The organism is Streptomyces sp. 1222.5, from assembly GCF_900105245.1.
Taxonomy (GTDB): domain Bacteria; phylum Actinomycetota; class Actinomycetes; order Streptomycetales; family Streptomycetaceae; genus Streptomyces; species Streptomyces albidocamelliae.
In genome coordinates, this window is the sequence record NZ_FNSZ01000001.1 from 4,863,902 (window position 1) to 4,880,176 (window position 16,275).

Here is a 16,275-nt window from a genome sequence, read left to right on the forward strand (position 1 = left end):
CACCGGGATCCGGCCGCGGAATAAATGGTTCCTGTCCCCTTATGAGGGATCGTTTCACCCGTACGGATTAAAAGTGCTCAAGGTTCCAGAACGGGCACTCCGCCGCCGCCTACGGTCGCACGGGTGATGAGCAGCAGTCCGCAGACCACGACCCGCACGACCGGCGCGCACCGGGCGCACCGCGAGGCGCGCGACCGCGCCGCCGCGCGCACCCTGGCCCAGCGGCCGCCGGCGCGCTACGAGCCGTACCTGGACGGTCTGTTCACCTACTGTCTGTCGGTGCTGTGCGACCACGACACGGCCACCGCCGCCCTCGGTGACGTCCTCGCCCTGGCCGAGCGGCGCGGGACCCGCGTCCCGGATGCCGCGGGAGACCGCAGGGCCTGGCTGTACGCGCTGGCCCGCTGGGCGTGCCTGCGCAAGCTGGCCGAGGCCAAGCAGAAACGTCAGGCCTCCCACGCGGCGGGCCGGACGCCGGCCGGTAAGACGGTGCCGGAACCGCCCGTCGCCGTGGAGGCCCAGGAGCAGAGGCGCCGCGAACTGGCGCTGCTGGCCTGGCCGGAGGCGGCGGGCACCACCCCGGAGCAGCGCGAGGCCCTGGAGCTCGCCGTCCGCCATCGTCTCGCCGCCCACGAGGTCGCCGCCGTCCTCGGCATGGAACCCGCGGCCGCGCGCGAACTGCTCGCCACGGCCGCCTGCGAGGTCGAGCGCACCCGGGCCGCCCTCGCCGTCGTCGAGACCGGCGGCTGCCCGAGCGTGGCCCACCTCACCGGGGACAGCCGGCTCGTCCTCAGCACCGCACTGCGCCGGGAACTGGTCCGGCACGTCGACGACTGCCCGCGCTGCCGCCGCACCGCCGAGCGCGCCGTACCCGGCCGCTGGCCCGGTGCCACGGTCACCCCGGCGGAGCTGCCCGTCCTGGAGGCCCCCCGCGCCGCCCTGCACATGGCCCTCGCGCACCACTCACGCACGCGCGGCGCCGACGTGCCGCGTTTCGACCGGCGGGGCTTCCCGATGGACCCCAAGGACCGCGCGGCCCGCCGCGACCGCATCCGCGCGCGTGCCGTCACCACGACCGTGGTCGCCACGGTCGTCGCCGCACCGGTGCTCGCCCTCTGGGCGGCCTACCGGGGCGCCCCGGTGGGTGACGAGGACGGCCCCTCCGCCACCGCGCGGGAGGCGCAGGGCCCCGACGCCCTCGGCGGCGACACGGCCGGCGGCTACGAGAACGCGGGCAACGCGCGCGTGAAGCCCGGCGTCCGCATCGGCAAGGACGGCAAGCCGGACGTCTCCGTGGAGGTCGTGAGCGTCTCCGACGGCGACAGCAAGGGTGCCGCGCGGCTCACGGTCGGCGCGGCGAACGCCGGTGACACCACCCTGATCACCCTGACCGCGTCCGGTTCCGGGAAGGTGCGCTGGTCCGCGGCCACCTCGGCGGCCTGGCTCTACTTCAGCCGGTCCTCGGGGACCCTCGCCCCCGGCGAGACGGCGACGATCAAGGTGTACGTCGACCATCTGCGGGAGCCCTCCGGTCACTGGCGCGCGCGGGTGGCGGTCTCCCCGGCCGGTGCCGTGGTCACGATCGACGGCTACGGCACCGCGCCGAGCCGTCCCACGCCCCCGCAGTCGTCCGCCAGTCCCGATCCGACGCCGTCCGCCACGCCCCCCACCGACCCGCCCACCAGCGAGTCACCCGCACCGTCCACCCCGCCCGCGACCCCCAGCGACCCACCGCCGTCCGGCTCCCCGACCCCGACGCCCCCGCCGAGCGACAGCGAGCCACCGAGCCCGTCGGACAGCTAGTGCTGTGACCACATAGGTTCGCCGGTTTGGTGATCATGACGGTTGGATGTGCGGTGACGTTCGATCCGACCGCTGGAGGTGCAGTGGCCGAGCCTGTCCGTGTGCGCAGACTGACCGACCAGGAGGGGCAGAAACTGCAGCAGATTGTGCGTCGTGGCAGCACCGACTCGGTGCGCTGTCGGCGCGTGATGATGTTGTTGGCCTCGGCCAGCGGGAATCGGGTGCCGGTGATCGCCCAGCCGGTGCAGCCGACCCGGTGGCGGGTTCAGACGGTGGGGGTGGTGCCGCCGTCGATGACGTGTTCGGCGCCGACGATGGCCGAGGCGCGGTCCGAGACGAGGAAGGCGACGAGCTCGGCCACTTCGTCGGGCCGGTTGGGACGGCCCAGCGGGATGCCGCCCAGCGAGTCCATGAGCCGGCCCAGCGCCGCTTCCCGGGTGATGTCTGCTTCGTGGGCGATCCGGGCGACGAGGTTGTCGGCGGCCGAGGTCTGCACGAAACCGGGCGAGACGGTGTTGACGCGGACGCCGTGCGGGGCGACCTCGTTGGCGAGGCCCTTGCTGTAGGTGGTCAGGGCGGCCTTGGCGGCTGCGTAGGCCAGGGTTCCGTTCCACAGGGGCATGCGGCGCTGGATCGAGGTGACATGGACGATCACGCCCTTACCCGTGGCGATCATGTGCGGCAGGAGCGCGCGGTCCAGACGGACGGCGGCCAGCAGGTTCGTGTTCAGCTCCCTGGCCCAGTCGTCCTCGCCGAGCGCGGCGAACCCTCCGGCCGGCGCCTCGGACCCGCCGAGGGTGTTGACCAGGATGTCGACGCCTCCCACGCGGGCGTCCACCTCGGCGGCCACGTGGGCTGCGCCCTGGGCGGTGGACAGGTCGGCGGTGATGAACGCCTTCTCCTCGACGTCGTCGGGGCGCCTGCGGGCCGTGACCAGCACGGTCGCGCCGACCTGGGCGAGACGTCGGGCGATGGCGGCTCCGGTGCCCTTGGTGCCGCCGGTGACCAGAGCGCGTCGGCCTTCGAGGGAGTCGCTGATAGGTGTGGTCACGTTGTGCTCCGTTCCCGGGTGCGGGCGCTCCCTGCGGCCGGTGATCGTCGCCCTGGCCGCGTGGGGCAACTCCCGCCTCACACCGGCCGAACGCAGCATGATCCTCATCGACACGCACAGCGGCGAGGAAGTCGAGCCCGTCGTCGACGCCAAGACCGGCCGCCGGCTCGACGACAGCGACACCTACGTCTTCACCGTGGGTCCCGCAGCCAGCGACGCCATGCGCCACCGATATGCGACACGACCGAACACCCCCGCGGCGTCGTATGGCTGCTCCGAACCGGCACCGAACAGCCATGAGCAGGGCCGGGACACACCCTCCTACCTCATCGACCAGGCAACACCGGATCGCCGTCGATATCACGCATGCCCATCATCCCGCGCCGTTGATAACCAGATCAAGTGAGGCGAGGGGCAACGTCGGTCGTCTTCTCAAGAATCGCCATCATGGGCTGCGCCCCCGGATCCCATCCGAGCCGGACGGAGTCATCAGCGCGACCCGACCCGGTGAACCTTCCCGGTCACAGCACTAGCGGTGGACGCGACGGGGGAGCCGGGGGACGGGGCGGGGGACTGGCCAGGTCACCGTCTCCGGCCGGAAGTCGCGGTGCCGGACGCGGCCCGTGCGGCGTGGACGGGACGGGCATGTCCGTTCCGGGCGCCGGACGAACCGCGGGCCGGAGGACGTCCCGCCGGGAGCGCGCGGCACCGGTCGGCCGGGCACGCGGAACGCGTCCGCCCCTCGCCCACCGGGACGCGGCCGCATCCCGCGCCCGCCGGAACGCCCTCCGCCCGACCGGGACGGCCGGGCGGAAGGCCGGGCCGCGGGCCGCGCGGGAGGGCCGGCTCCGCCGCTAGGGCGCCGGGTCGGCCGGGTGCGGGGCGACCAGGGGCAGCTGCGACGCCAGCCGCTGTTCACACAGCTCGACGAGGCGGTCGTAGCCGGCCTTGCCCATCAGCTCGGTCAGCTCGGCCCGGTAGGAGACGTACACGGGGTCGCCCGCGCCGTGCGCCGAGGTCGCCGAGGTGCACCACCAGTGCAGATCGTGGCCGCCCGGGCCCCAGCCCCGGCGGTCGTACTCCCCGATGGACACCTGCAGCACGCGCGTGTCGTCCGGCCGGTCGATCCAGTCGTACGTCCGCCGGATCGGCAGCTGCCAGCACACGTCCGGCTTGGTCTCCAGCGGCTCCCGGCCCTCCTTCAGGGCGAGGATGTGCAGCGAGCAGCCCATGCCGCCCGCGAACCCGGGACGGTTCTGGAAGATGCAGGAGCCCTGGAAGGGCCGCGTCTGCCGGGACCCCTCCTCGTCCTCGGAGACCCAGCCGCCGCGCACGCCCTCGTCGTGGTGCTGCCAGATGTCCGGGGTGAGCCTCGCCACATGCTCGGCCACCCGCTTCTCGTCGTCCTCGTCGGAGAAGTGGGCGCCCAGCGAGCAGCACCCGTCGTCCGCGCGGCCCGCCTGGATGCCCTGACAGCCGCTGCCGAAGATGCAGTTCCAGCGGGAGGTCAGCCATGTCAGATCGCAGCGGAAGACCTGCTCGTCGTCCGCCGGATCAGGGAACTCCACCCAGGCGCGTGCGAAGTCGAGCCCCTTCTCGTCGCTCACCTTCGACCCCTTGGAGGACTTGCCGCCCTTGCGAACCTTGTCCGCCTTTTCTGCTTTATCGGAGTTCGCCTTTTTCGTCTTTGGCACTCGTCCAGGGTAAGTGGCCGGGGCCCGCTCCGGGGACCGAGCAGCGGCGTTCTGGCAGTAGCGTTCCGTATATGAGACTCGGTGTCCTGGACGTGGGTTCGAACACGGTGCATCTGCTGGTGGTGGACGCCCACCCCGGCGCGTGCCCGCTGCCCGCGCATTCGCACAAGGCCGAACTTCGGCTCGCCCAACTCCTCGACGACAGCGGTGCCATCGGCGACGACGGCATAGAGAAGCTGATCGCCGTCGTACGGGAGGCGCTCCAGGCCGCCGAGGACAAGGGCGTCGAGGACCTGCTGCCGTTCGCCACCTCCGCCGTGCGCGACGCCGGGAACGCCGACGACGTCCTCGCGCGCGTGGAGGCCGAGACCGGTGTCCGCCTCCAGGTGCTCAGCGGCGAGGAGGAGGCCCGGCTCACCTTCCTCGCGGTCCGCCGCTGGTTCGGCTGGTCCGCCGGAAAACTGCTGGTCCTGGACATCGGCGGCGGCTCCCTGGAGATCGCCTACGGCATGGACGAGGAACCGGACACCGCCGTCTCCCTCCCGCTCGGAGCCGGCCGGCTCACCGCCGGCTGGCTGCCCGAGGACCCGCCGGCCCCGGAAGACGTCCGCGCCCTGCGCCGGCACGTCCGCGCGCAGATCGCCCGCACGGTCGGCGAGTTCAGCCGCTTCGGCGCCCCCGACCACGTCGTCGCCACCTCCAAGACCTTCAAGCAGCTGGCCCGCATCGCCGGCGCCGCCCGCAGCGCCGAGGGCCCCTACGTCCAGCGCGAGCTCAAGCGCGAGTCCCTGGAGGCCTGGGTGCCGCGCCTGGCCGGCATGACCACGGACCAGCGCGCCGAACTCCCCGGCGTCTCGGAGGGCAGGGCCAACCAGCTCCTCGCCGGCGCCCTGGTGGCCGAGGGCGCGATGGACCTGTTCGGGGTGGAGAACCTGGAGATCTGTCCGTGGGCCCTGCGCGAGGGCGTGATCCTGCGGCGCCTCGACCACATGGGCTCCGCATAGCGTCCCGGGAGGGGCGCGGGGGGCCGCGCGGGATCCCGCGGCCGCCCGCATGGCAAACCTCACAACGGCGAACAGGCACCGAACATGGGCACCACCCGACGCCGTATGGTGACGGACGTGGCTGAAGCAAAGGACGTGCGCGTCGCCCTGTCGACGGCCTCCGTGTATCCGGAGTCGACGGCGACGGCCTTCGAGATCGCCGCGCGCCTCGGCTACGACGGCGTCGAGGTCATGGTGTGGACCGATCCGGTCAGCCAGGACATCGAGGCGCTGCGCCGCCTGTCGGACTACCACGCCGTCCCGATCCTGGCCGTCCACGCCCCTTGTCTGCTGATCACCCAGCGGGTCTGGTCCACCGACCCCTGGGCCAAGCTCCAGCGGGCCCGGTCGGCCGCGGAGAAGCTCGGTGCCTCCACCGTCGTCGTCCACCCGCCCTTCCGCTGGCAGCGGCAGTACGCCCGGGACTTCGTCGACGGGATCTGGCGGATGGCAGACGAGACGGACGTACGGTTCGCCGTCGAGAACATGTACCCGTGGCGCTACCGCGACCGCGAGATGCTCGCCTACGCCCCCGACTGGGACGTCACCCGGCACGACTACCGGCACTTCACGATCGACCTCAGCCACACGGCGACGGCCCGCACCGACGCCCTGGACATGATCGACCGCATGGGCGACCGCCTCGGGCACATCCACCTCGCCGACGGCCGGGGCTCCGCCAAGGACGAGCACCTCGTGCCCGGCCGCGGCACCCAGCCCTGCGCCGAGGTGCTGGAGCGCCTCGCGTTCACCGGGTTCGACGGCCACGTCGTGATCGAGGTCAACACCCGGCGGGCGATGTCCAGCGCCGAGCGCGAGGCCGATCTCGCCGAGGCCCTGGAGTTCACGCGCAAGCACCTCGCCTCGGCGGCGGTGCGGGTGCCCCGGCGATGAACGGCACCGCGCAGCCGCCGGCGGACGGCGGCACGCCCCCCGCGGGGAACGGGACCACGGCACGCCGCCGGGGCCGCCCCCCGCGCGCCGAGTCCGCCGACACCCGCGACCGCATCCTCGCCGCGGCCCGTGAGGAGTTCTCCGAGCGGGGGTACGAGAAGACGTCCGTACGCGGCATCGCCAAGGCGGCCGGTGTGGACTCGGCGCTCGTCCACCACTACTTCGGCACCAAGGACCAGATCTTCGAGGCGGCCATCGAGGTCGCCTTCGCGCCCGCGCTCGACGCGCCCGACGCGCTGGCCGACGGACCGCTGGACGGCGTGGGGGAGCGGCTGACCCGCTTCATCTTCGGCGTCTGGGACAACCCCACGACCCGCACCCCGCTCCTCGCGATCGTGCGGTCCGCCGTGAACAACGAGACCGCCGCCGCCGTCTTCCGCCGCCTCGTCGCCGCCCAGCTGCTACGCCGCGTCGCCGCCCAGGTGGACCTGCCGGACGCGGAACTGCGGGCCGAGCTGGCCGCCGCGCAGCTGGTCGGTGCGGCGATGATGCGCTACGTGATCAAGCTGGAGCCGCTGGCCTCCGCGGACCTGGAGCAGATCATCGCCCGGGTCGCTCCCGTCGTGCAGGGGCACCTGACCAACCCCTGAGCCGTGCGGCGACCGCTCCCCGGTACCCGCCGCACCCGCGGCCCATGGGACACGTGTCCCGCATTCCGGACAGCCGTGTCCAGTCCTTGGAGGCGCGGCGTACGCTCGTAGACAGTCAGAACTCACTGGCAGAAGGTCTTCGAAGGAGCGAGCGACGATGCCCGAGCTGAGGTCCCGCACAGTCACCCACGGCCGCAACATGGCGGGCGCCCGCGCCCTTATGCGCGCCTCCGGTGTACCCGGTGCGGACATCGGCCGGAAGCCCGTCATCGCCGTCGCGAACTCCTTCACCGAGTTCGTGCCGGGCCACACCCACCTCCAGCCGGTCGGCCGGATCGTCAGCGAGGCGATCAAGGAGGCGGGCGGCATCCCCCGCGAGTTCAACACGATCGCCGTCGACGACGGCATCGCCATGGGTCACGGCGGCATGCTCTACTCCCTGCCCTCCCGCGACCTGATCGCGGACTCGGTGGAGTACATGGTCGAGGCCCACTGCGCCGACGCCCTCGTGTGCATCTCCAACTGCGACAAGATCACCCCGGGCATGCTGATGGCCGCCCTGCGCCTGAACATCCCCACCGTCTTCGTCTCCGGCGGCCCCATGGAGTCCGGCCGGGCCACGCTGGTCGACGGCACGGTCCGCACCCTCGACCTGGTCGACGCGATCTCCGACGCCGTCAACGACAAGATCTCCGACGAGGACATCCTGCGCATCGAGGAGAACGCCTGCCCCACCTGCGGCAGCTGTTCCGGCATGTTCACCGCCAACTCGATGAACTGCCTGACCGAGGCCATCGGCCTCTCCCTGCCCGGCAACGGCTCGGTCCTCGCCACTCACACCGCCCGCCGCGCCCTGTACGAGAACGCGGCCCGCACGGTCATGGACCTCACCCGCCGCTACTACGAGCAGGACGACGACACCGTCCTGCCCCTCAACATCGCCACCTTCCAGGCCTTCGAGAACGCCATGGCGCTGGACATCGCGATGGGCGGCTCCACGAACACGATCCTGCACCTGCTGGCCGCCGCCCAGGAGGCCGGCGTCCCCTTCGGCCTGGAGCAGATCGACGCCGTCTCCCGCCGGGTGCCCTGCCTGGCCAAGGTGGCGCCCAACGTCGCGAAGAACCGCACGTACTACATGGAGGACGTGCACCGCGCCGGCGGCATCCCGGCCCTCCTCGGCGAACTGCACCGCGCGGGCCTGCTGAACGAGGACGTCCACGCGGTCCACAGCCCGTCCCTCTCGGACTGGATGAAGACCTGGGACGTCCGCGGCGGCTCCCCCTCGCCCGAGGCCGTGGAACTCTGGCACGCAGCCCCCGGCTGCGTCCGCTCCGCCGAGGCGTTCTCCCAGTCCGAGCGCTGGGACTCCCTGGACGACGACGCCGAGAACGGCTGCATCCGCTCCGCCGAGCACGCCTACTCCAAGGACGGCGGTCTGGCGGTCCTCAGGGGCAACCTGGCGGTCGACGGCTGCGTCGTGAAGACGGCCGGCGTCGACGAGTCGATCTGGACCTTCGAGGGGCCGGCCGTGGTCTGCGAGTCCCAGGAGGAGGCCGTCCAGCGGATCCTCACCCAGGAGGTCAAGGACGGCGACGTCGTCGTCATCCGCTACGAGGGCCCCAAGGGCGGCCCCGGCATGCAGGAGATGCTGTACCCGACCTCGTACCTGAAGGGCCGCGGCCTCGGCAAGAGCTGCGCGCTGATCACCGACGGCCGCTTCTCCGGCGGCACCTCCGGGCTCTCCATCGGCCACGCCTCCCCCGAGGCGGCCTCCGGCGGCACCATCGCCCTGGTCCGGGACGGCGACCGCATCCGCATCGACATCCCGAACCGCACGATCGAACTGCTGGTGGACGAGGCCGAACTGGCCCGCCGCGAGCAGGCCCTCGACGGCGTGTACGCCCCGAAGGACCGCGACCGCAAGGTCTCCGCCGCCCTGCGCGCCTACGCCGCCATGGCGACCAGCGCGGACAAGGGCGCCGTCCGTGACGTGAGCAAGCTCGGCTGACCCGGACTCCCGCGCGGGGCCGCTCCCACCGGGGGCGGCCCCGCGCCGTCTCACCAGGCCGCGGGGGTACGGCCGTCCACGGCGAAGACGCTGCCGTCGGGCGCCGTGGCGTACACCTGGGCGCCCGCGGCCAGCGGAGCCGGCAGGGTGCCGGCGACCTGGCCCGAGCCCGCCCCGAGCCGGGGCGGTGTCTGCCCGAGCAGGCGTCCGTCCCGGGCGGCCACGGCGAGCAGGCGCCCGTCGGGGGCGCTGACGTAGACGTGATCGGCGGTGGCGACCGGCGCCGAGCCCCGGCTCACCGCCGTCTCCAGGTGCCAGCGCCGCTTGCCGGTGCGCAGGTCGACGGCTTCCAGCGAGCCGCCGGCGGCCAGCAGGTGCAGCACCCGGCCGTGCACGGCCGCCTGCGGAGCCGTCAGCGGCACGGTCAGCCTCGTCCGGCGGGTCGTGCCCGAGGCCGGCGAGTAGCGGACCACCGCGTCCGTGACCGCCGCCGCGCTGTCGTCGGACAGCAGGATCAGCGCACCGCCGTCACTGCCGACCGGCCGCAGCACGCCCCGCAGCCGCGCCGTCCAGCGTGTGTCGCCAGTACCCGCGTCCAACTCGGTGACCTGCGTGTACGCCCCGTCCAGCGAGGTGGTGGCCGCGTGGACCAGGGTGCCGCCGGCGTCGGCGGTCAGGGCCGGGGTGCCGCGGCCGGGCAGCCGGCGGTGCCAGCTCTCGCGCCCCGATGCTCCGTCCACCCCCGTCACCGCGCCGTCCGTGCCGGTGACGAGGAGCATGTCGCCCGCGATCCGCGTCTCCGTGCCGGCGGCCTGGTCCCGCTGCCAGCGGGTCCGGCCGGAGGCCGGATCCAGGCCCACCAGCCGCCGGCCCCCCTCCGTCGGCAGCACCAGTACCCCGCCGGCCAGCGCGGGCGCGCCGTTCGCGTCCGGCCCGCCGACCGCGCGCCGCCACAGCCGCGTGCCGTCCGCCGCGTCGAGCGCGTACGCCGAACCGGACCGGAAGCACAGCAGCCGCCGGGCACCCTCCGTGCACCGCGGTATCCCGGACCCCCGGTCCGCCGGCTGCGTCCGCCACGCCCGGACCGCGGGCACACCGGCCCGGGCCCCGGTCTCCTTCACCTCCGGTCCGTCCGCACCGCGCGGCCACAGCAGCGCCGTGCACACCCCGCCCACGACCAGGACGACGGCCACGGCCGCGACGAGACTCCGCCGTACGACCGGGCGGCCGGGAAGCACCCGCCGGGCCCAGCGGCCGGGGAGCGACCGCCGGGACGGTCGTCCGCCGCCCTCCGGTACGCCGGCTCCGGGCGCGGGCAGCCGTTGTTCCCCGTCGGCGCCGTCCCGCCGTCCGGCTCGGGCACCGGCCAGGGGACCCGCGGTGTCACCGGCCCGCTGCCCCGCGTCGTCACCGGTCCGCTGAGCCGGGATGAAGGCCTGGGTGTCGTACGAGGCCGCCACCGAGCGCAGCTCCCGCATCAACTCGTCGGGCGTCGGCCGCTCGTCGGGTTCCTTGGCGAGACAGCGCACCACCAGTGGCGCGAGGCTCTCCGGCACACCCGTCAGATCGGGCTCGTCGTGCACCACCTGGTACGCCACCACGTACGGGCTGTCGGAGTCGAACGGCCCCCGCCCGGTGGCCGCGTGGACCATGACGGAGCCGAGCGCGAAGATGTCCGCCGCCGGCCCCACCTCCCGCGGCCGGCGGAACTGCTCGGGCGCCATGAACGGCGGCGTGCCGATCAGCTTCCCGGTCTCGGTGCGCAGTTCACTGTCCTTCGGCCGGGAGATCCCGAAGTCGATGACCTTCGGCCCGTCGTCCGCGAGCAGCACATTGCTCGGCTTGAGGTCCCGGTGCACCACGCCGACCCGGTGGATGTCGCGCAGCGCCTCCGCGAGTCCGGCCATCAGCCGCCGCAACTGCTCCGGTGCCATGGGTCCATGACGCTTCACCTGGTCGGAGAGGGTCGGCCCGGGAATGAACGACGTGGCCATCCAGGGCCGTTCGGCCTCCGGATCGGCGTCGACGACGGGCGCGGTGAAAGCACCGCTGACCCGCCGGGCGGCGGCCACCTCCTGCCGGAAGCGGCCCCTGAACTCGGGATCCCGCGCGAACTCGGCGTGTACGACCTTCACCGCGAGCCGCATCCCCGAGGTGCTGCGGGCGAGATGGACGACCCCCATCCCGCCGGAACCGAGACATGACTCCAGGCGGTAGTGGCCGGCGTACTCGGGAAGTTCCGCTTCCGCGCCCGTTCCGCTGCTGCGCTGTGGCGCCATGGACCGCCCCCCGTGCTCGTCGTCCGCGCGCGACGCACGGAGCCTAGTCGATGACTCGTGCGGGACAGAGGCGGCTTGCTAGCCTCCGCGTGCGAGTCGCGCACAGCTGTTCAGCGACTCGCTTCTGTCGCCTCGGTCACCGTGACCGGGGGAACGACGGTCCCCATGACAGCCGTGGGGCCGAGGGGGGAAGTCTCATGTCCGTCGACTCCGTCGACCACCCGGAAGCGGTCCAGGGCTCCGGCGAGCAGGAAGCCCTGACGGCGGAGGCCGCCGTGCGCACCTTCGCGGTCGCCCCGGGCGCCAGCCTGAACGTCCGCAGCGGCCCCGGCACCCAGTACGGCATCGTCCGCGTGCTCCCCGAGGGCTCCCGCGTGGCGATCTTCTGCCAGGCGCCCGGCACCACGGTCACCGGCCCGTACGGCACCACCAAGATCTGGGACAACATCGACAACGGCCAGTACGTGTCCGACGCCTACGTCAACACGGGCAGCGACGGCTACGTCGCCTCGCGCTGCGCGCTCTGACGCCACCCGCGACGGCCGACCCGGCCGGGAGCCCGCCGGGGTCCGGCGCCATAATCGTCCCGTGAGCGACGAAACCGGCACCCCGGACACCCCAGCGGGCTCCGCGGGCGAGACGGCCCCGACCAGCGGCCCCCACCCGGAGCCGCTGCGCTTCTTCGGCACCTCCTGGGTGAACCACGACGCCGGCTACGCGGCGCGCCGCGCCGGCGTCGCCGCCGGGTCCCTGGTCGCGGCCGCCGCCTCCTGCCTGGTGCTGCGCTTCGCCTACGAGGGCATCGCGATCGCCGACACCGGCTCCTTCGTGACCGTGCTGATCATCGCCATGTTCGCGATCTGCAGCGCGCTCGCCTTCCGCAACACCTGGGAGGGCTTCGGCAGCCGGCACGACCCCCAGCGCCAGGCCTCCCTGCGCGGCCTGCTCGCCATCGGTTTCGTCGGCTCCCTCCTCGCCTACTTCTTCCGCTCCCTCACCGAGGCCCCGGGCGAGAAGCTGCACCGCGAGGAGTACGAGAAGGCCCGCGAGGAGTACGAACGCCGTACCACCCGCCGCACCGGCAACCCGGCGAAGAAGAAGCGGCACCGCTGACGGCGGCTGCCACCGGTACCGGCTCGCCGGAACGCCCACTGCCGGCCGGTTCCACGCCGGGGCCCGCCCCTCGCCGCGTACCCCTCGACGTCCGGCGCCCCGCTCCCGGCGGACGCGTCGACCGGGAAGCGTTCGCCGCCGAGCCGGATCACCGCGCCGGCCGCGCCCCACCGCACACGGCGCCGGCCCACGCCGGCCACCCGGTCCGGTCGCCGGGCGCGGTCACGGAAATGCGGTGCCACCGGATGCCGCGCTCACCGAGCATGGTCGTATGACCACGACGCAGCCGCCCTCGCACGCCGCCCGCGCCCACTCCTTCAACGCCGCGGCGGCCCAGTACGCCGCGAACCGCCCGTCCTACCCGCCCGCGCTGTTCGACACCGTCGAGGAACTGGCCGGCCGCTCCCTGTCCGGCGCCCGGGTCGTGGACGTCGGTGCCGGTACCGGAATCGCCACCGCCCTCCTGCACGGCCGCGGCGCCGACGTCCTCGCCGTCGAACCCGGCGCGGGCATGGCCGCCGAGTTCCGCCGCGGGCTGCCGCACATCCCGATCGTCCGGGGCAACGGCAACGCCCTCCCCGTCGCCGGCGGCCACGCCGACTTCGTCACCTACGCCCAGGCCTGGCACTGGACCGACCCGGCCCGCGCGGTGCCCGAGGCGTTGCGGGTGCTGCGGCCGGGCGGTGCGCTGGCGCTGTGGTGGAACGGCGACGCCCTGGACGTGCCCTGGCTCGCCGAGGCCGCGGGCCGTATCGGCCGCTTCCTCGGCACGGACGTCGTCGCCCAGCAGCGGGACGGCACCCGCCCGGAACTGGCCGACCCGAGCGGACGCCTCGGCTTCAGCCGACGGGTGGTCCGCTGGAGCCGCCGCGTCCCGGTCGACACCCACCTCGCGAACATCGGCAGCCACTCGGCGTTCCTCCTCACGCCCGAGTACTCCCGGAACGGCTTCCTCCAGGAGGAGCGCGGCCACCTGCTGGAGGTCTTCCCCGACGGCGTGGTCGAGGAGGTCTACGACGTGCTCCTGCTCGTCGCCACCAGACCCTGAGACCCGGGCTCCCACAGCCGACGGAGCGGCGGCCGGGTCCCCCCGGCCGCCGCTTTCGCATGCGGCCGCACACCCAGGAGTCCCGCCGGCCCGCACCGAGAACCGTCGAGTCCCCCCCCTTGACGGCCCCTGTCCGCGGCGCAATTATTCATCACATGATGAATTACGTGCCGGACCCACCACACCCGGCCCCGACCCCCGCCGTCCACGCCGAGGACCTCACCGTCCGGCGCGGCCCCCGCACGGTCCTGCATCACCTCCGATTCACCGTCCCCCGCGGTCAGATCACCGGCCTGCTCGGCCCCTCCGGCTGCGGCAAATCCACCCTCATGCGCTCCGTCGTCGGCACCCAGGCCAAGGTCACCGGCACCCTCGACGTCCTCGGCCACCCGGCAGGCCACCCCGGCCTGCGCAACCGCATCGGCTACGTCACCCAGGCGCCCTCCGTCTACGACGACCTGACCGTCCGCCAGAACCTCGAGTACTTCGCCGCGATCCTCGACCCCGGCCGCACCGCCGACGAACGCCGCCAGGAGCACGTCACCCGGGCCATCGCCGACGTCGACCTCACCAGCCACGCCGACGCCCTCGCCGGCAATCTCTCCGGCGGCCAGCGAAGCCGCGTCTCCCTGGCCGTCGCCCTGCTCGGGGCCCCCGAACTCCTCGTCCTCGACGAGCCGACCGTCGGCCTCGACCCCGTCCTGCGCCGCGACCTGTGGCAGCTCTTCCACGAACTCGCCGCCGGCCGGGGCGCCACCCTCCTCGTCTCCTCCCACGTCATGGACGAGGCCGAGCGCTGCCACCGCCTCCTCCTCATGCGCGAGGGCGAGATCCTCGCCGACGACACCCCGGACGCTTTGCGCACCCGCACCGGCACCGACACGGTCGAGGCCGCCTTCCTTCACCTCGTCGACCAGGCCGCCACCGCGGGCCGCAGCAAGGAGAGCACCCGATGAGCACGACCGGCCGCGCGCACACCGCCGCACCCACCAGCGCCTTCAGCGCCGCCCGCAGCAGCGCCACCGCGTCCCGGGTACTGCGCCAGCTCCGCCACGACCCGCGCACCATCGCGCTGATGATCCTCATCCCGTGCCTGATGCTGATCCTGCTGCGCTACGTCTTCGACGCCAGCCCCCGCACCTTCGACAACATCGGCGCCTCCCTGCTCGGGATCTTCCCGCTGATCACGATGTTCCTGGTCACCTCCATCGCGACCCTGCGTGAACGCACCTCCGGCACCCTCGAACGCCTCCTCGCCATGCCCCTCGGCAAGGCGGACGTCATCGCCGGCTACGCCCTCGCCTTCGGCGCCCTCGCCATCGTCCAGTCGGCTCTCGCCACCGGCCTCGCCGTGTGGCTGCTCGGCCTCGACGTCACCGGCTCACCCTGGCTGCTCCTCCTCGTCGCCCTCCTCGACGCCCTCCTCGGCACGGCCCTCGGTCTGTTCGTCTCGGCCTTCGCGGCCTCGGAATTCCAGGCGGTCCAGTTCATGCCCGCGGTGATCTTCCCCCAGCTCCTCCTCTGCGGCCTGTTCACTCCCCGCTCCGCCATGCACCCCGCCCTGGAGGCCGTCTCCGACGTCCTGCCGATGTCGTACGCCGTGGACGGCATGAACCAGGTCCTGCACCACACCGACATGACCGCGACCTTCGTCCGCGACGTCCTGATCGTGGCCGGCTGCGCACTGCTCGTCCTGGGACTGGGCGCGGCGACCCTCAGGCGCCGTACCGCGTAGGCACCGCTGCGGTGTTCCGCCTGCCGGACAACCCCGCCCACCGTCCGGAGCCGGTGCGAGGATGACTCCATGAGCCAGAAAGTCGCAGTCCTCGGCACCGGCAAGATCGGCGAAGCCCTGCTCAGCGGAATGATCCGGGGCGGCTGGGCTCCGGCCGATCTCCTGGTCACCGCACGCCGACCCGAACGCGCCGAGGAACTCCGCACCCGGTACGGAGTCACCCCGGTCGCCAACGCCGAGGCCGCCAAGACCGCCGACACCCTGATCCTCACGGTCAAGCCGCAGGACATGGGAACCCTCCTGGACGAGCTCGCCCCGCACATCCCCGCCGACCGCCTGGTCATCAGCGGCGCCGCCGGCATCCCCACCTCGTTCTTCGAGGAGCGCCTGGCCGCGGGCACCCCGGTCGTCCGCGTCATGACCAACACCCCGGCCCTCGTCGACGAGGCCATGTCCGTCATCTCCGCCGGCACCCACGCCACCGGCGCGCACCTGGCCACCGCCGAGGAGATCTTCGGGGCCGTCGGCAAGACCCTGCGCGTGCCGGAGTCCCAGCAGGACGCCTGCACCGCCCTGTCCGGCTCCGGCCCGGCGTACTTCTTCTACCTGGTCGAGGCCATGACCGACGCCGGCATCCTGCTCGGTCTGCCCCGCGACAAGGCCCACGACCTCATCGTCCAGTCCGCGATCGGCGCCGCCGTGATGCTCCGCGACAGCGGCGAGCACCCCGTCAGGCTCCGCGAGAACGTCACCTCGCCGGCCGGTACGACGATCAACGCAATCCGTGAGCTGGAGAACCACGGCGTACGCGCCGCCCTGATCGCTGCCCTCGAAGCCGCCCGCGACCGCAGCCGCGAACTCGCCTCCGGCAAGAAGGACTGAGAAGCCCGCTCCGGCCGACGGGACCGAACCGGTGCCGAATGGGGTCCCCCCTCCGGCACCGGCCGACCGCTC

14 protein-coding genes and 2 pseudogenes are annotated in these 16,275 nt (G+C 73.2%); 13 read left to right on the forward strand and 3 right to left on the reverse strand.

Annotated features, from left to right (window positions below):
• The first annotated feature begins 123 nt into the window (after nt 1-123).
• Both BLW57_RS21860 and BLW57_RS42450 read left to right on the forward strand, forming a co-directional pair.
• A complete protein-coding gene (locus BLW57_RS21860; RefSeq protein ID WP_093476709.1) occupies nt 124-1,803 on the forward strand; it encodes a BACON domain-containing protein in 1,680 nt (559 codons plus the stop codon).
• Nucleotides 1,804-1,886: 83 nt separating this feature from the next.
• Nucleotides 1,887-2,051: pseudogene (locus BLW57_RS42450) on the forward strand (IS630 family transposase); the annotation flags it as partial.
• Between the two features lie 17 nt (nt 2,052-2,068).
• On the opposite strand, the gene BLW57_RS21870 reads toward BLW57_RS42450, so the two are convergent.
• A complete protein-coding gene (locus BLW57_RS21870) occupies nt 2,069-2,854 on the reverse strand; it encodes an SDR family oxidoreductase (protein WP_093476710.1) in 786 nt (261 codons plus the stop codon).
• A 22-nt stretch (nt 2,855-2,876) separates the two neighbouring features.
• Between BLW57_RS21870 and BLW57_RS21875 the strand changes: the two are divergent.
• Nucleotides 2,877-3,113 (forward strand): annotated as a pseudogene (locus BLW57_RS21875) (transcriptional regulator); the annotation flags it as partial.
• A gap of 595 nt (nt 3,114-3,708) precedes the next feature.
• On the opposite strand, the gene BLW57_RS21880 reads toward BLW57_RS21875, so the two are convergent.
• Entirely contained in the window at nt 3,709-4,548 is an 840-nt protein-coding gene (locus BLW57_RS21880) for a DUF3109 family protein (protein ID WP_093476712.1), read from the reverse strand.
• Nucleotides 4,549-4,619: 71 nt separating this feature from the next.
• On the opposite strand from BLW57_RS21880, the gene BLW57_RS21885 reads away from it, so the two are divergent.
• From BLW57_RS21885 to ilvD, 4 genes are all read left to right on the forward strand, one after another.
• Nucleotides 4,620-5,552 (forward strand): Ppx/GppA family phosphatase, encoded by a 933-nt coding sequence (locus BLW57_RS21885; protein WP_093476713.1) that lies wholly within the window; start codon nt 4,620-4,622, stop codon nt 5,550-5,552.
• 105 nt (nt 5,553-5,657) lie between these two features.
• Nucleotides 5,658-6,485, forward strand: coding sequence for a sugar phosphate isomerase/epimerase family protein (locus tag BLW57_RS21890; protein WP_093476715.1), 828 nt, complete (start codon nt 5,658-5,660; stop codon nt 6,483-6,485).
• A complete protein-coding gene (locus tag BLW57_RS21895) occupies nt 6,482-7,135 on the forward strand; it encodes a TetR/AcrR family transcriptional regulator (RefSeq protein WP_093476716.1) in 654 nt (217 codons plus the stop codon). Before BLW57_RS21890 ends, BLW57_RS21895 begins: the two co-directional genes overlap by 4 nt.
• Nucleotides 7,136-7,292: 157 nt before the next feature.
• The gene (ilvD, locus tag BLW57_RS21900) at nt 7,293-9,146 is read left to right on the forward strand and encodes a dihydroxy-acid dehydratase (RefSeq protein ID WP_093476718.1); all 1,854 of its coding nucleotides are present in this window, start codon (nt 7,293-7,295) and stop codon (nt 9,144-9,146) included.
• A gap of 50 nt (nt 9,147-9,196) precedes the next feature.
• On the opposite strand, the gene BLW57_RS21905 is transcribed toward ilvD, so the two are convergent.
• Entirely contained in the window at nt 9,197-11,425 is a 2,229-nt protein-coding gene (locus BLW57_RS21905) for a protein kinase domain-containing protein (protein WP_093476719.1), read from the reverse strand.
• A gap of 197 nt (nt 11,426-11,622) precedes the next feature.
• Between BLW57_RS21905 and BLW57_RS21910 the strand changes: the two genes are divergently transcribed.
• The 6 genes from BLW57_RS21910 to proC all read left to right on the forward strand — a co-directional run bounded on the left by BLW57_RS21910 (nt 11,623) and on the right by proC (nt 16,203).
• Nucleotides 11,623-11,952, forward strand: a complete 330-nt coding sequence (locus tag BLW57_RS21910; protein WP_093476721.1) for an SH3 domain-containing protein — start codon at nt 11,623-11,625, stop codon at nt 11,950-11,952.
• A 61-nt stretch (nt 11,953-12,013) separates the two neighbouring features.
• Nucleotides 12,014-12,538 (forward strand): hypothetical protein, encoded by a 525-nt coding sequence (locus BLW57_RS21915; RefSeq protein ID WP_093476722.1) that lies wholly within the window; start codon nt 12,014-12,016, stop codon nt 12,536-12,538.
• Nucleotides 12,539-12,809: 271 nt separating this feature from the next.
• Nucleotides 12,810-13,586 carry a class I SAM-dependent methyltransferase gene (locus BLW57_RS21920; RefSeq protein ID WP_093476724.1) on the forward strand — a complete coding sequence of 259 codons (777 nt, stop codon included), beginning with the start codon at nt 12,810-12,812 and terminating at the stop codon, nt 13,584-13,586.
• A 155-nt stretch (nt 13,587-13,741) separates the two neighbouring features.
• Nucleotides 13,742-14,542 (forward strand): ABC transporter ATP-binding protein, encoded by an 801-nt coding sequence (locus BLW57_RS21925; RefSeq protein ID WP_093476725.1) that lies wholly within the window; start codon nt 13,742-13,744, stop codon nt 14,540-14,542.
• Nucleotides 14,539-15,321, forward strand: coding sequence for an ABC transporter permease (locus BLW57_RS21930; RefSeq protein ID WP_093476727.1), 783 nt, complete (start codon nt 14,539-14,541; stop codon nt 15,319-15,321). The genes BLW57_RS21925 and BLW57_RS21930 overlap by 4 nt, the downstream gene beginning before the upstream one ends.
• A 69-nt stretch (nt 15,322-15,390) precedes the next feature.
• Nucleotides 15,391-16,203, forward strand: a complete 813-nt coding sequence (gene proC, locus BLW57_RS21935; protein WP_073901013.1) for a pyrroline-5-carboxylate reductase — start codon at nt 15,391-15,393, stop codon at nt 16,201-16,203.
• Nucleotides 16,204-16,275: the final 72 nt, after the last annotated feature.